Genomic DNA, 14,969 nt, shown 5'->3' with positions numbered 1-14,969 from the left:
GGGTGTTGAAAGGGTCAGCTCTTGCCCTTCGCGAGCGCCCCGAGCCGTTGCAGGGTCTCCCGGTTGCGCGGGGTCAGCAGCGCGTCCTGCGCGAACGACGGCATGAGCGCCGACGGCCCGCGCACGACCTTCTCCGCCATCCGCACCTCCGTCACCGTCTCCGAGCGCGCCACCAGCGTGAACGTGATGCGGGCCGCACCGGCGGGCCACAGCCGCGCGTCCAGCTCCAGCAGGCGCTTCGGTTCGCAGGTGACGACCTCGGTGGTGTCCTCGATGGTCAGCGGCCACGGCCCGACGCTGTGGTGGATGCGCGTACCGGGCGACGGCCAGCCGCTGTCGACGTCGCGGATGTGCGACGCGCCGACCACCCAGGCCGCGTACGACCAGCCGTCGGCGAGCAACGCCCACACCGTGTCGATGGGAGCCTCAATGTCCAGTGATACCTCAGCCACGCAGGAGAGGTACCCCGTAATCAGGAAGCGATGCGCCGCGTGGCGGTTCTTGCGACCGAGCACGCGGCCACCTCAGGCTCACCCCGTCGGGCGAGAGGCGGCGACGGACGCCACGAACCGCACGAACCCCTCCGGGTCCTCGCAGGCCGCCGGCTGCTGCAGCACCACGCTCGACGCGCCCGCCTCGGCCATCGACGCCACCAGCTCGGTCACGTGCCCGCGGTCGCGCGAGCCGGTCTCCACGTAGACGACCACCGGGTGCTCGCGGGAGGACCGGACCGACCGCACCCGTTCCAGGTCCGCCGACGAGTCGAGGATGGTGCCGTCGCCGATCTGCGCGGCCAGTCCCAGGGTCTTCGGCCCGAGGCCGCCGACGTAGACCGGCACCGGTGCGGCGGGCGGCCAGTCCAGCGCCACGTCCGTCAGCGACACGTACCGGCCGGACGTGGTGACCCGCTCGCCCGCCAGCAACGCCCGCAGCGCACCGGTGTACTCGCGCAGCAACGTCAGCGGCGACGACACCCGCGCGCCGACCTGGCCCATCCAGTCCTGCACGCCGTGCCCGACGCCGATCGTGACGCGGCCGGGGAACATCCGCTCCAGCGTCGCGGTCTCCATCGCGGTCAGCGCGACGTTGCGCAGCGGCACCGGCAGCAGCCCCACGCCGACCTTCAGCCGTTCCGTCCACGCCAGCGCGGCGGAGGCGGCGGCGATCCCGCTCTCCAGGAAGCAGTCCTCCCACAGCCACAGCGAGTCCAACCCGGACTCCTCCGCGGCGAGGACGACGGGTCGCAGGCGTTCGGGCGGCAGCTGGGGCCGGTAGACGGCGCCGAGTGTGATCACCCGACAACTACTACCGGCCCCGCGGCCCGATCGGCAACAACGGCGCGGGTCAGCACCCGCCGCAGTTGTAGTACGTCACGTCCCAGTGGTTCGACTCGAGGTAGTAGACGTTGCCCGAGCTCGACTGCCACTTGTTGCCGCCGATGGACGAGAACCGGGACTTGATGTAGTTGGTGACGCAGCTCGACAGCGAGTAGTCGAGCTTGTAGCCGTTCCAGTGCGAGTAGGTGCCCGACGCGTGCCCGGTCTCGGTGCCGCCGGTGATGTTCAGCGCGCAGCCCGTCGCGCTCTTGAACGTCTTGGCTCCCGCGATGGTCGTCTGGTTCACCTGCTCGAACGACGTGCAGTTCGACCTGTTCCGGTCGCTGCAGCCGCCGCTGGAGGACCAGGTGATGCCGGCCACGCTCAGCTGTGCGGTCGCCTGCGAGTGCGTGTACTTGGCCGGGGCCGCCGATGCGACGGACGCGCCCATCACCAGGGCCGCGAGCATCGCGGCCACAGCGGCGATCGTGCGTGCGAACATGCTGTCTCTCCTTCAGCCCTATGGTGGCGCGAAAGCTAGGCAGGGGCGGTAAAGGAAGGCCTAACGCGGTGTTCGGCCGTTCTTTGGCCGTTTTTTGGCGGTGCGGGGTCGAATCGGGTCGTCACCACCGAGCAGGACCGGAGCACCGGCCATGGGAACGAGGAGTACCGGACGGACTGCTCCGGCTTCGTGTCGTCGCCGTGGAGATCAGCTGATCGCGAGGAACCCCAGCGGCGGCCGCTGCGCCGGCCACCGCGCACGCCACTGGAGCACCTCCCCCGACTCACGGGTGCCCAGTCGCGCGAACAGGGTCGCGGCCTCGCGCCAGCAGCGGTCCGCGCCCACCGCGTCCCCCAGGCGGGCGTGGGCCGCGCCGAGGTCCCGCAACGTCCTCGCGCGCCACAGCCGCAGACCCATGTCGGTCCACGCGGTGAGCGCCTCGGTCAGCACCAGCCGCGCACCGGCGTGGTCGCCGCGGGCGAGCCGCCACTCCCCCAGCGTGCGGCGGACCAGCGCCTCGCCGAACCGGTCGCCGACGTCGCGGCAGCCGTCCAGCGCGGTGCCCAGCAGCTCCCGCGCCGGGTCGAAGTCGCCCTTGCGCAGCAGCACCTTCGCCCACGCCTGGGCGGTGTAGCAGCCGAGCAGCTCGTCACCGGTGCCCGCGACCATCTCGTGGGCGCGCACGACGTGCTCCTCGGCGAGGTCCAGCTCGCCGCGCGCCCGGTGCACCAGTCCGATGCCGCGGGCCGCGAGTGCCTCCCCTCGGCGGCTGTTAGCCTTGCGGTAGGCGGCTTCCGCCTCGTGCAGCGTGTCGAGCGCCTGCTCGTCGTCGCCCAGTTCCCGGTGCACCGAGCCGATTCCGTACAACGCGTGCGCGACGCCCTCGGTGTCGTTGCCCGCCAGCAGCTCCCGTGCGCGGCCGAGGGCTTCGAGCGCGCACGGGTACTCGCCGAGGTCGCGGCACACCATGCCGATGCCGTTCATCGCGACGGCTTCACCGTGCTGGTCGTTCAGGCCCACGAACAACGTCTGCGCCGTGCCGAACCACGAGCGCGCCTCGACCAGGTTGTCCCGCTTGTAGTGCATCTGCCCGAGGCTGCACCTCAGGACCGCTTCCAGCCGCACGTCACCGGCGCGCCACACCGCCTCCAGTGCGGCCGTGTGTGTTCGTTCCCAGGCCTCGTAGCGGTTGCGCAGCCCGAACCACGCGAACACCAGCACCTCGGCCAGCTGCGAGGCGGTGGTGGCGAGCCCCAGCTCCGCCGCGCGTTCCACCAGCCTGGTCAGCACGGACTCCTCGCGTGCGAACCAGGCGTCCTTGTCCGCGGGCCGCGCCGCCGCGGTGACCACGCCCAGCGAGTCCTGCATGCGGGGAACGGCGAGGAAGAGGTGCTCGGTCAGACCGTCCACGGTGGACAGTGCGGCGATCACGGCCCTGCGCACCAGGTCCTCGCGCTCCCGCTGCGGGTCCTCTGCCTCGGCGAGCTCCCTGGCGTGCAGCCGCACCAGCTCGTGCATGCGGTAGCGGGCGTTGCCGGTGACGTCGAGCAGCCGGGCGTCGACGAGCTGGTCGAGCACGTCCTCGTCGAGCAGGTGCACCCACAGGTAGCTCGGCACCTCGGGCAGCCCGAGGAACCCGACCACCCGGTACGCGCGGCGCACGTCCTCGCCCAGCGACCGGTAGGTGAGCTCCAGGCTCGACCGCACGGCCAGGTCGTCGGCCACGAGCTCGTCGAGCCTGCTGCGTTCATCGGCCAGCCGCCGCACGAGCTTCGACACGGGCCAGTGCGCGCGCCCGGCCAGACGCGCGCCGGTGATGCGCACGGCCAGCGGCAGGTACCCGCACAGCCGCGCGACCTCGGTGGCCTGCTCCGGTTCGGCGGCGACCCGGTCGTCGCCGAGGATGCGCGCCAGCAGCGTGACCGCCTCGTCGTCGCCCAGCACGTCGAGCGGGACCCGGTGCACGCCCTCCAGCCCGCAGAGCCGGCTGCGGCTGGTGATCAGGGTGAGGCAACCGGGGCTGCCCGGCAGCAGCGGCCGGACCTGCGACACGCTCGTGACGCCGTCCAGCACGATCACGACCCGCCGCCCGCCGACCTGGGCCCGCCACAGCGCCGCGCGTTCCTCCGGGCTCTCCGGGACCCGCTCGCTGGGCACGTCCATCGCCCGCAGCAACGCGTCCAGCGCCCCCGACGGCGAGTGCAGGTCCACGAACAGCTGCCCGTCCGGGTACCGCTCGGCCAGCCGGTGCGCCGCGTGCACGGCGAGCGCCGTCTTGCCCACGCCCGCCGGTCCCTCGATCCACCACACGCCGCCGTCGCCACCGAGCAGCCGGTCCAGCTCCGCGGCCCGCCCGGTGAAGTCCCCGGCGTCGCGCGGCAGGTAGTTGCGGCGCGTGTCCCGCGCGCCCTCCAGCACGTCCCGGTACAGCTGCTGCAGCTGCTCCCCCGGCTCGACGCCCAGCTCGTCCACGAGCACCCGGCGCGTCTCGCGGAACACCCGCATCGCGTCCGCCCGCCGCCCACCCCGCGCGAGCGCGGTCATGAGCTGCCCGCGCAACCGTTCCGCCAGCGGGTACTCGGCCACGAACACGCCCAGCGCGTCGATCAGCCCGGCGTGCCGCCCCAGCGCCAGCTCGGCGTCCGCCCACGCCTCGGCCGCCGCGAGCCGCTGCACGTCGAGGGTCTGCGCGAACACGACCGGCGTGCCGCGCCACAGCTCCAGCGCCCTGGCGAGCAGCTCGGCCTTGACCCTGAGCTCCGCGGTCTCCTGCGCGCTCGCGACGAGCCGGCGGAAGGCGTGCAGGTCGACGTGCCCCGGTTCGGCGGCCAGCACGTACCCGGCGGCCCGGTGCTCCACCGGCAACCCGGCCCTGCGCAGGCTGGAGATGTGCACCTGCAGCGACTTGCGGGCCTGTGGCGGCGGGTCCTCACCCCAGATGAGGTCGATCAGCCGGTCGACGGGCACGACCTTCCCGCACTCGACCGCCAGCACGGCCAGGATCTGCGCGGGCTTGGGTGGTACCGGCGGCTCGACCGGCCCGAGAATCCTGACTTCCACTGCGCCCCCACCAGTGTTGAAGATTCACCGAGTTCTGCGCGTCAAGGTCAAATTCTGACGCCACGTTCGAGCACCCGGTTCCACCTGCTGGCGAAGGCCACTCGAATGGACGCAGAAGTCGATGCAACCAGACCACGGTTGTCCCCGTCCACGCCACTGCGAGTGGTTCCGAATATGAACTGCCGTTCCGGCGCTACACGCTCGCTTTCAGCCGGGCGAACTCCTCGGCGAGGGCGGGCAGCTGCCAGTGCGCGTTCAACCCGCTCGGATTGGGCAGCAACCACACCCGCGCACCGCCCACGGTCTCGTCCTGCGGCCCGACCTGCGCTTTCTTCCGCCCGAACGCACTGCGGTACACGGTCACACCGAGCACCGCGAGAACCTTCGGTGAATAGGTGCGAACCTTTTCGGTCAGCACGACCGCGCCGGCTTTCATCTCGTCAATTGTTAATTCATCGGCTTTGGCCGACGGGCGTGCGACGACGTTCGTGATGCCGAGCCCGAGTTCGAGCAGCCCCTCCTGCTCGGTCGGCGCGAACAGCCGCGGCGTGAACCCGGACAAATGCAACGCGGGCCAGAACCGGTTTCCCGGCCGGGCGAAGTGGTGCCCGGTCGCCTCCGAGACCAGGCCGGGGTTGATGCCGCAGAAGAGGACGTCGAGGCCGGGCTTGAGCACGTCACCGATCACGCTGACCAGCCTACGAGCACTACCGTGGCCGGCATGGCCCGGCTCCCGTTGCTCTTCCTCGACGTCGACGGCCCGCTGCTCCCGTTCGCCGGCACCAGGCACACCGGCCCGGCCCACGAGAACCCGCTGCTCGCCCGCCTCGACCCGATGCACGGCCCCTGGCTCGCCGCGCTGCCGTGCGAGCTCGTCTGGGCCACGACCTGGATGGACGACGCCAACGACCTCCTCGCGCCCCTCCTGGGCCTGCCTGAACTGCCCGTCGCGACCTGGCAGGAGGACCAGGAGACCGAGGACCGCGACTTCCGCGACGGCCTGCACTGGAAGACCCGCGGCTTGGTCGCGCTGGCAGGCACCCGGCCGTTCGCCTGGGTCGACGACGAGATCACCGGGAAGGACCGCCTCTGGGTCGCCGAGCACCACGAGCGAGCCCTCCTGCACCGCGTCGACCCGCGCCACGGCCTGACCGATGCCGACTACCTGGCCCTCGACGCCTGGTTGCGCGCCGCGGCCTGACCGCCGCCCCCAGCGGCGAGCCCTGGTCAGGTCGTCGCCGGCACGCGCGGCCGTGGCGTCCACATCGTGTACCCGGCCCGCAGCGCGTCCTCGGCGGAGTGGAAGACCACGTCGCCCTTCATCCGCTTGTAGTAGGGCGACTCGGGCGTGTGGAACATCATCGTGCGCGAGTTCGCCTTGATCGCGGGCGCCGGCGGCACCGGGTCCTCCATGATCGAGAGTCGGGTCTCCGGCTGCGCGGCCGCACGGGAGCGCATGGTCAGCCAGGTGAGCAGCACGCCCGCGAGGAAGGCGCCCGCGCACAGCAGGAACATCTGGAGGAAGAACCCGAACAACGCGAAGGCTCCTAGCCCGTAGTCGTGAAGTCCTCGTCGACCCGCAGGCCGGGGGCCGCGGCGCGCAGGGCGTCGCTGAGCGCGCCCGCACGCGTGTGGTCGGGTACGCGTGCCGAGGCGACGAGGTGTCCGGTGTGGACGACGGCGGTGAAGTCGGTGACGTCCGCGCCGAGCACCGCGCGCAGCACCGAGGCGACCTCGTCCGCGGCGACCGGCAGCCGCACGGTCGTGGACGGGGTGATCAGGTCGGTGACGCGGTGCTTCTCGGCGACCGAGCGCACGGCGTCGGCCACCTCCTGGCGTTCGGCCGGGGTGGCGGCGCCGGCCAGCACGACCTCGGCCGAGCGCACGGCGAGCACGAGCTGGCCGGGCACGGCCGCGGGGGCCTGCCCGGCGTGCACCGCGACGCCCACGGAGGCGAGCAGCAGCGGCACGGCGATGGCGCCGATGGCGACGCGCTGCGGCAACTGCACGCGTCTGGCCTATCCCATCCGGCCGTCCGGTTGCCACCGCCTGCGGTGAAAGGCCCAGGACCGCGCCGGAGAATTCACCCGGTCGTGGAAATCACGACGGGGTGGCCGCCGGCCACGAGCCGCCAGTCGGTGCGGGTGAAGTCGGCGGGGTCGAGCACGCCCGCGGCCTTCACCCAGTCGATCAGCAGCTGCCGGATCTCCTGCCGCCGGTCGAGCAGCACCGGGGCGGTCGCGATGTGCGGGAAGTCGCCGCCGCCCGCCTGCCGGTAGTTGTTCACCGCGACCGCGAACTCCTGGTCACCGGCCACCGGCACCCCGCCGTAGGACAGGTCCGTGATGCGCGAACCGGCCGGGCGGGCGATGTCGACGTCGTAGGTCAGCGGGGCGTCCAGGCCGTGGGCGATGTCGAAGTTGTAGTCGGGCACGTCGGCCGACACCTCCTCGGGCGTGAACGGCCCCGCGGCGGTGACCTGGCGGAAGTAGCGCGCCGACTCCTCCAGGAAGTCGCGCAGCTGCGCGCCGGTCAGCCGCACGCCCACGAGCGTGTTGTCGAAGATGTACAGCCCGGCGACGTCGCGGATGGACACCTCGCCGGCCGGGATCGCCGCGCCGCGGTTGAACGGCGCGCACAGCGACAGCACCGGCAGCGACGTGGACTTCTTGAGCTCCAGCGCCTGCACGTGGTTGATGAACCGCAGTGCGGGCGTGTCCTCGAACCGCGACCGCGCCGCCGACATCGCGGCCCGGCAGGTGCCGATCCGCCCGTTGACGTGGTGCACGACCTTCTCGTGGTCGTGCCGCAGCAGCCGCACGATCCGCGGGTCCTCCGGCACCGACGCCGACACCAGCACGGAGGACCGCGACCCGGTCAGGTGCCAGCCGCCGTCGTGCTCCAGGTCGAACTCCAGCACCGACAACCGCTTGCCCCAGTACAGCGGCTCGGTCAGCAGCACCCGCCGCCCGGTCACCCTGTTCCTCACGAACCGCTGCGGGATCTCGACGTGCGCGTGTCCCACCAGGATCGCGTCAATGCCCGGCACGGTCTCCGCGACCAGCTCCGCGCAGTTCTCCGGGAACGGCACCTGGTCGCCCAGCGACGACGACAGGTCCGCACCCGAGTGCGCCACCAGCACCACCAGGTCGGACTGGCGCCGCACCTCCGGCACCCAGCGCAGCGCCTGCTCCACCAGCCCCGGGAACGTCAGCACGCCCTCGACGTGCACCTTGTCCCACACCGCGATGCCGGGGTTGGTGAGCCCGAGGACGCCCACCCGCAACGGCGGGCCACCGGTGCGCCACACCGTCTTCACCACGTACGGCGGGAAGGCGGGCAGCCCGGTCGCGACGTCGACCGCGTTCGCCCCGAGCAGCGGGAAGTCCAGCTGCCGTTCGAACATCCGCAGCACGTCGAGGCCGTAGTTGAACTCGTGGTTGCCCAGCACCGCGGCCGTGTAGCCGATGGCGTTCATCGCGGCCGCCATCGGGTGCACGTGCGTGCGGGTGATCGGCTCGACCTTGGCGTAGTAGTAGGCCAGCGGCGTGCCCTGGATCGTGTCGCCCGCGTCCAACAACAACGTGCGGTGCCGGCCCACCTCGGCGCGCACGCCGGCCACCAGCGTCGAGATCTTCGCGAGCCCGACGTCGTCGTGCGCGAAGTCGTCGTACTCCCGGTCGCGGTAGTAGTCCCAGTTGAAGAGGTTGCCGTGCAGATCGGTCGTCCCCATCACCGTCAGCGTGAACGTGCGCAGGACGCTCACCTCCGGGCGGTCGTCGGGTCCCCCGACCGAACATAGCTGCTCACAATTGACGTAACTGCTGATCGCCCGAACGGTGGACGGTCTCACAGGCGGTACACAGGATGACCGGTCACGATGGGAGCCATGCGCGCGATGGAAGCCGCACTCCGCCGGCCGGACGGGCAGCCCGTGCGGGTGCTCGTGGTGGACGACGAGTCCACACTGGCCGAGCTGATGACGATGGCGCTGCGCATGGAGAAGTGGGACGTGCGCACGGCGCTCGACGGCACGACGGCGGTCCGCACGGCACGGGAGTTCCGGCCGGACGCGGTGGTGCTGGACGTGATGCTGCCCGACTTCGACGGGTACGAGGTGCTGCGGCGGATGCGGGCCGAGCAGCCGGCCCTGCCGGTGCTGTTCCTGACCGCGCGGGACGCCGTGGAGGACCGCATCGCGGGGCTCACGGCCGGTGGCGACGACTACGTGACGAAGCCGTTCTCCCTCGAAGAGGTCGTGCTTCGGTTGCGTGCACTCATGCGGCGCACCGGTGTCACGGAGGAGGACGCGGGCGCACGGCTCGTTGTCGGCGATCTGGTGTTGAACGAGGACACGCGCGAGGTGACGCGGGCGGGTGAGCACGTCTCGTTGACGGCGACCGAGTTCGAGCTGTTGCGGTACCTGATGAGCAACCCGCGGCGGGTGCTCAGCAAGGCGCAGATCCTCGACCGGGTGTGGAGCTACGACTTCGGCGGCCAGGCGAACATCGTCGAGCTGTACATCTCCTACCTGCGCAAGAAGATCGACGCCGGACGGGCGCCGATGATCCACACCGTGCGGGGCGCGGGCTATGTCCTCAAGCCCGCGGCGTAGCGACGGCCGCCCGCGCGCGCCGTGGCCGAAGACGCTGCGGGGCAAGCTGATCGCCGGCCAGGTCGCGGTGCTGCTGGCGCTGTCGGTCGGCACGGGCGCGGTCGCGGTGCCGGCACTGCACGGGTTCCTCACGCACGACCTCGACCGCCAGGTCCGGGAGATGGTGCAACCGGCGGTCGGCCAGCGGGCCCGGGGCATCAACGCGCGCGTCACCGAAGGCGGCGTGGAGGGCACGATCGAGCTGCCCGGCACGCGCACGCTGCCCATGACGGACCACGAGCGACGGCAGCTGACCGGACTGGGTCCCGGCGACCACACCGTGGACATGGGCGACAAGGGCACGTTCCGCGTCAACGTCGGACCGGCGCAGATCAAGGGCCTGCCGTCGGGTCCGGTGGACGACGTCGTGTGGCGGATGGTGTGGCTGCTGGTGGCGTTGACGGCGGCCGGGGTGGCCGCGGCGGCGCTGGCCGGCCAGCGGATCGTCCGGCGCGCGCTCGTGCCGCTGGACCGGGTCGCCGCCACCGCGGCCCGTGTCGCCGAGCTGCCGCTGCACTCCGGTGAGGTCGCGCTCGCCGAACGCGTGCCGGAGACCGACCCGGACACCGAGGTCGGCAAGGTCGGGCTCGCGTTCAACCGGATGCTCGGCCACGTCGGTGCCGCGCTGAAAGCCCGCCACGACAGCGAGACGCGCGTGCGCAGGTTCGTCGCGGACGCTTCGCACGAGCTGCGCACGCCGCTGGCCGCGATCCGCGGGTACGCCGAGCTGACCCGGCGCTCCGGCGAGGAGCTCAGCCCGCGGGTCGCGCACGCGATGAGCCGGGTGGAGTCCGAGGCGGTGCGGATGACGTCGCTGGTGGAGGACATGCTGCTGCTGGCCCGCCTCGACGACGGCCGGCCGCTGGAACGCACGGAGGTCGACCTCACCCGGCTCGTGCTGGACGTGGTCGGTGACGCCCGCATCTCCTCCGCGGACCACAGCTGGAAGATCGCCGTGCCCGACGAACCGGTGACGGTCATCGGCGACGTGCAGCGGTTGCACCAGGTGCTCGGCAACCTGTTGTCCAACGCGCGCACGCACACCCCGCCCGGCACGACGGTCACGACCGGCCTGTCCGTCCACAACGGACAGGTGGAGCTGACCGTCACCGACGACGGGCCGGGCATCCCCGAGGGGCTGGAGGTGTTCGAGCGGTTCGCGCGCGGCGACAGCTCCCGCTCACGCGCCGCCGGCAGCACGGGGCTGGGGCTGTCCATCGTGGCCGCCGTCGTCGGCGCCCATGACGGCGAGGTGTCCGTGCAGAGCGTCCCAGGGCAGACCACGTTCACCGTCGCGCTGCGCGGCTGAGGTCTCGTTCCACAGCAGCGGCAGCAGGTCGGCGCCGCGCCGGAACACCCACGGGACGCCCTTGAGCAGCAGCCACGCCACGTGGTGCCAGACGGTCAGCTCGCGCCCGCCGGAGCAGTCGAGGCTGATCTCACCGAACGCGTGACCGCAGGCGCGCAGCTCGTGCGCGAAGGCCTTCGCGAGCATGCGGTGCCCCAGCTCGGAGGGGTGCAGCCGGTCGACCGCCCAGGTGGCCGGCTCGTACGCGCCGGGCAGCGCGTGCAGGTCGACGCAGCGGACGCCGTGCCGGGCGACGACGACGTCGACGACCCGGTTGAGCTCGTCGATGCGGCCGCGCAGCACCCGCCGCAGCCGGCCGGGCAGCGTGAACACGCGGCCCTGGTCGTGGAACCGCACGGTCACCACGGAACAGCCGGCGGCGGTCAGCTCGCGGCAGACGTGGTCGAGGTCGGAGTGCGCCTGCCGGGCGGAGAAGTCCGAGCGCAGCGTGTCGTTGACGCCGGCGATGACGACGGCGGCCTTCGGCGCGAGCCGCAGCGCCTGCGGCAGCTGCAGGTGCCGCACGTCCGCGATCCGCGCACCGGAGACGGCGAGGTTGCGGTAGCCGTTGTGCTCGTAGGCCGCCGACAGCAGGGGGCCGAAGCCGCGCCAGCCGCCGGGTACGAGGTCGCCGATCCCGACCGCTGTCGAGTCACCGAGAAGCACCAGCACGTGCCCCAGGATCGACCGGCCCGGTGAGCCCGGGATGACCGTGCGGGAACCGTTCAGCGAAATGCCGGGTAAAGCGGGAGTTCGAGCACCTCGGACCCGTAGCGCTCGGCCAGCGCCCCGATGACGGCGTCGGCGTGCGAGGCGACGGTCTTCTCGCCGAGGACCAGCGCGTCGGCCCGCAGCCGCACCCACCGGCCCGCCAGCACGACGCTGCGCGGCGGGGCGTTCACGACGCTCGGCATGGGCTTGGACAGCGCACGCCACGTCGCGAGCCACACCCACAGCAGCTGGGCCTGCAGCAGCCGGGGTAAGAGCACCGCGTCGTCATCCATCTCCGGCCACACCGAGCCCACCTCGGCCCGCCAGGCGGCGACCATGGCCTCGGACATGCCCGGCGGCAGCCCCCACCCGCACCAGCAGGACGGGAACGGCACCCGCAGGCTGGCGGCGTCGAAGACGATGTCGCGGACGCAGCCGCCCTCGAAGTCGACGAACCGCACGCCGCGCGAGGTGACCAGGTGGTTGTCCGGGCACGACGTGGACGGGCTGAACGCCCTGCGCCGCGACGTGCTGAACGCCTTCGCCGCCGCGACCGCGAACTCGACGGCGTGCGCGGAGGTCTCCACGGCCAGCTCGGTCTCCAGCAGCCCCGGTAACCCGGCGATCGCCGCGTGCACGTCGACCGCGATCGGGTCCTGGCAGCACTGCGCGCCGGCCCGGCGCATCAACGCGTCGAAGTCCGCGTCCCTGCCCGCCGTCGTGGCGTGCAGCCGCCCCATGGCGTGCGCCCAGGACAACAGGCCGCGTTCGGCGACCCGCGCGTCCTTGCCGTGCAGCTTCTCGGACAGCCGCGGCGCCCGGCCCAGGTCCTCCAGGACGACCAGCCGGGACGTGCCGTCGTGGGCGAACAGCTCCGGTGTGGCGCGCTCCTCCGCGGGCAGCGCGGTGAGCAGCTGGTGGCTGACGGCCTCGTGCGCCCACGGGTCGCGGTCACCGGCGGCGGGCGGGTAGCGCTTCACCACCAGCGTGCGCGGCATCGAGAACGGCGAGGAGGCCACTCTGACCCGGATGACGACGGAACGGCCGGTCCCCCCGAGTGCCTCGGGGTCCGCAAGGCGCACCTGTGCGCCCAAGCGCCTGGTCAGTACCCGCTCGGCGGCCTCGACGGCTTCGACGATCTCCGGTGAAGTCGTGTCGGGAGGGCCCGCGGTGATCTCCACGCTCATCCCCTCCGACCCTACTCCCCATGCCCGTGCGCCCGGCTGACGCCGATCAGGCCCCGTTGCGGTCACCACCACCGGTTCACCGCGGTCCCCACGTTCCCACAACACCCCTCCGAGCCCTGGACGTGTGCAAACACCTTCCGTTGCCCGGTACGGGCAGATCAACCCGATCGTTCGAGCCGGTCGCGTCAATACCGATCAAGTAGCCGCTCGTTCAGGCGATCCGGTCCCATGTTGTGGGAAACGCGCGTGATCGTCCGGGAGGTTGCCCTCCCGGACGATCTTCCTGCGGAATCGATCCCGCTCAGCTCTTCTGGTCGGGCTTCGCGTCCACGCCGGCTTCCTTGCGCTGCTGCGCGGTGATCGGCGCCGGAGCCGCGGTCAGCGGGTCGAAACCGCCGCCGGACTTCGGGAACGCGATGACCTCGCGGATCGAGTCGACGCCCGCGAGCAGCATGCAGAGGCGGTCCCAGCCGAGCGCGATGCCGCCGTGGGGCGGGGCGCCGTACTTGAACGCGTCGAGCAGGAAGCCGAACTTCTCCTGCGCCTCCTCGGCACCGATGCCCATCACGTTGAACGCGCGCTGCTGCACGTCGGCGCGGTGGATACGGATCGAGCCGCCACCGAGCTCGTTGCCGTTGAGGATCACGTCGTAGGCGTAGGCCAGCGCGTTGCCCGGGTCGGTCTCGAAGTTGTCGATCCACTCCGGGGTCGGCGAGGTGAACGCGTGGTGCAGGGCGGTCCACTTGCCGCCGCCGACCGCGACGTCGCCGGCCTCCAGCTTGTCGACGGCCTCGAACATCGGGAAGTCGACGACCCAGGCGAACGCCCAGGCGTTCTCGTCGATCAGGCCGACGCGGGTGGCGATCTCGACGCGCGCGGCACCGAGCAGGGCGCGGGCGTCGCGGGCCTCACCAGCGGCGAAGAAGATGCAGTCGCCGGGGTTGGCGCCCACGGCCTTGGCCAGGCCGTCGCGCTCGGTGTCGGTCAGGTTCTTCGCGACCGGCCCTCCCAGCGTGCCGTCCTCGCCGACCAGCACGTACGCGAGCCCCTTGTGGCCGCGCTGCTTGGCGAACTCCTGCCAGCCGTCGAGCGTGCGGCGCGGCTGCGAGGCACCACCGGGCATGACCACGGCACCCACGTACGGCGCCTGGAACACGCGGAACGTCGTGTCCTTGAAGTACTCGGTGAGCTCGGTCAGCTCCAGCTCGAAGCGCAGGTCGGGCTTGTCCGAGCCGTACTTCGCCATGGCCTCGGCGTAGGAGATCCGGCGGAACGGCAGCGGCAGCTCGACGTCCTTGGTCTCCTTCCAGATCGCGGCCAGCAGCTTCTCGGTGAGCGCGATGACGTCGTCCTGCTCGACGAAGCTCATCTCGATGTCGAGCTGGGTGAACTCCGGCTGCCGGTCGGCGCGGAAGTCCTCGTCCCGGTAGCAGCGGGCGATCTGGTAGTAGCGCTCCAGGCCGCCGACCATGAGCAGCTGCTTGAACAGCTGCGGCGACTGCGGCAGCGCGTACCAGCTGCCCGGCCGCAGCCGCGCGGGCACCAGGAAGTCGCGCGCGCCCTCGGGCGTGCTGCGGGTCAGGGTCGGCGTCTCGACCTCGACGAACTTCTCGCCGTGCAGCACCTCGCGGGCGATGCGGCTGACCTCGCTGCGCAGCCGGATGGCCTTGGCCGGGGTGGACCGGCGCAGGTCGAGGTAGCGGTGCTTGAGGCGGGCCTCCTCGCCCGGCTCCACGTCGCTCTCGACCTGGAACGGCAGCGGCGCGGCCTCGTTGAGGACCTCGAGGTCGCTCACGTAGACCTCGATGGCACCGGTGGGCAGCTCGGGGTTCTCGCTGCCGTCGGGCCGCTTGCTCACGTCGCCGGTGACCTTGATGACGTACTCGCTGCGCAGCCGGTGCGCGCGCTCGGCCATCTCGCCCTCGCGGAACACGACCTGGGCGACCCCGCTGGCGTCGCGGAGGTCGATGAAGATGACACCGCCGTGGTCCCGCCGGCGAGCGACCCACCCGGTGAGGGTGACGGACTGCCCGGCGTGCTCGGCCCGGAGTGATCCGGCCTCGTGCGTGCGCAACACGGTGGTGGCTCCTTGTAGACGAAGTCAGCTTTTCCGTCAAGGCTAGCTGGCCGCACCGACAGATTTTCACGCAGGTCGTGCGCCTGCGCCCGTCCGCCCGCGGCGCTGATCTTC

At 71.9% G+C, this 14,969-nt stretch carries 13 protein-coding genes and 1 pseudogene; 3 read left to right on the top strand and 11 right to left on the bottom strand.

Translation table 11 applies throughout. From position 1 onward, the window contains the following. Positions 1–14 precede the first annotated feature (14 nt). From ACZ7CD_RS21155 to mug, 5 genes are all read right to left on the bottom strand, one after another. Positions 15–452, bottom strand: coding sequence for an SRPBCC family protein (locus ACZ7CD_RS21155; RefSeq protein ID WP_458431004.1), 438 nt, complete (start codon positions 450–452; stop codon positions 15–17). Positions 453–530: 78 nt separating this feature from the next. Next, on the bottom strand, positions 531–1,295 hold the full coding sequence (locus ACZ7CD_RS21150) for an LLM class flavin-dependent oxidoreductase (protein WP_470379540.1): 765 nt from the start codon (positions 1,293–1,295) through the stop codon (positions 531–533). 49 nt (positions 1,296–1,344) lie between these two features. Then, positions 1,345–1,818 (bottom strand): hypothetical protein, encoded by a 474-nt coding sequence (locus ACZ7CD_RS21145; RefSeq protein ID WP_470379539.1) that lies wholly within the window; start codon positions 1,816–1,818, stop codon positions 1,345–1,347. A gap of 207 nt (positions 1,819–2,025) precedes the next feature. Continuing rightward, positions 2,026–4,878, bottom strand: a complete 2,853-nt coding sequence (locus tag ACZ7CD_RS21140) for an AfsR/SARP family transcriptional regulator (protein WP_470374664.1) — start codon at positions 4,876–4,878, stop codon at positions 2,026–2,028. Positions 4,879–5,071: 193 nt separating this feature from the next. Beyond that, entirely contained in the window at positions 5,072–5,566 is a 495-nt protein-coding gene (mug, locus tag ACZ7CD_RS21135) for a G/U mismatch-specific DNA glycosylase (protein ID WP_458431001.1), read from the bottom strand. A gap of 33 nt (positions 5,567–5,599) precedes the next feature. Between mug and ACZ7CD_RS21130 the strand changes: the two genes are divergently transcribed. Beyond that, on the top strand, positions 5,600–6,079 hold the full coding sequence (locus ACZ7CD_RS21130) for an HAD domain-containing protein (RefSeq protein ID WP_360392238.1): 480 nt from the start codon (positions 5,600–5,602) through the stop codon (positions 6,077–6,079). A 26-nt stretch (positions 6,080–6,105) separates the two neighbouring features. Here ACZ7CD_RS21130 and ACZ7CD_RS21125 read toward each other — a convergent pair whose 3' ends face one another. The 3 genes from ACZ7CD_RS21125 to ACZ7CD_RS21115 form a co-directional block, all read right to left on the bottom strand. Beyond that, the gene (locus ACZ7CD_RS21125; protein WP_360392241.1) at positions 6,106–6,414 is read right to left on the bottom strand and encodes a sunset domain-containing protein; all 309 of its coding nucleotides are present in this window, start codon (positions 6,412–6,414) and stop codon (positions 6,106–6,108) included. An 11-nt stretch (positions 6,415–6,425) separates the two neighbouring features. Continuing rightward, positions 6,426–6,887: a hypothetical protein gene (locus ACZ7CD_RS21120; RefSeq protein WP_360392244.1), complete on the bottom strand. Its 462-nt coding sequence runs from the start codon at positions 6,885–6,887 to the stop codon at positions 6,426–6,428. A 74-nt stretch (positions 6,888–6,961) separates the two neighbouring features. Beyond that, on the bottom strand, positions 6,962–8,611 hold the full coding sequence (locus ACZ7CD_RS21115; protein ID WP_470370916.1) for a bifunctional metallophosphatase/5'-nucleotidase: 1,650 nt from the start codon (positions 8,609–8,611) through the stop codon (positions 6,962–6,964). Between the two features lie 156 nt (positions 8,612–8,767). Between ACZ7CD_RS21115 and ACZ7CD_RS21110 the strand changes: the two genes are divergently transcribed. Together ACZ7CD_RS21110 and ACZ7CD_RS21105 are read left to right on the top strand one after the other, a co-directional pair. Further along, positions 8,768–9,493, top strand: coding sequence for a response regulator transcription factor (locus tag ACZ7CD_RS21110; protein WP_470379538.1), 726 nt, complete (start codon positions 8,768–8,770; stop codon positions 9,491–9,493). Beyond that, complete coding sequence (locus tag ACZ7CD_RS21105; protein ID WP_470379537.1) at positions 9,471–10,841, top strand: sensor histidine kinase; 1,371 nt, start codon at positions 9,471–9,473, stop codon at positions 10,839–10,841. The genes ACZ7CD_RS21110 and ACZ7CD_RS21105 overlap by 23 nt, the downstream gene beginning before the upstream one ends. A 180-nt stretch (positions 10,842–11,021) precedes the next feature. On the opposite strand, the pseudogene ACZ7CD_RS21100 reads toward ACZ7CD_RS21105, so the two are convergent. From ACZ7CD_RS21100 to aspS, 3 genes and pseudogenes are all read right to left on the bottom strand, one after another. Further along, a pseudogene (locus ACZ7CD_RS21100) lies at positions 11,022–11,546 on the bottom strand (SGNH/GDSL hydrolase family protein); the annotation flags it as partial. A gap of 59 nt (positions 11,547–11,605) precedes the next feature. Further along, entirely contained in the window at positions 11,606–12,778 is a 1,173-nt protein-coding gene (locus tag ACZ7CD_RS21095) for a hypothetical protein (RefSeq protein ID WP_470370913.1), read from the bottom strand. A gap of 301 nt (positions 12,779–13,079) precedes the next feature. Beyond that, positions 13,080–14,855 carry an aspartate--tRNA ligase gene (aspS, locus tag ACZ7CD_RS21090; protein WP_470374667.1) on the bottom strand — a complete coding sequence of 592 codons (1,776 nt, stop codon included), beginning with the start codon at positions 14,853–14,855 and terminating at the stop codon, positions 13,080–13,082. Between the last annotated feature and the right edge of the window lie 114 nt (positions 14,856–14,969).

This window comes from Lentzea sp. NPDC036949 (assembly GCF_055608075.1).
The sequence above is the reverse complement of the archived record's forward strand: the minus strand, read 5'-3'. Positions and strand labels throughout refer to the sequence as shown.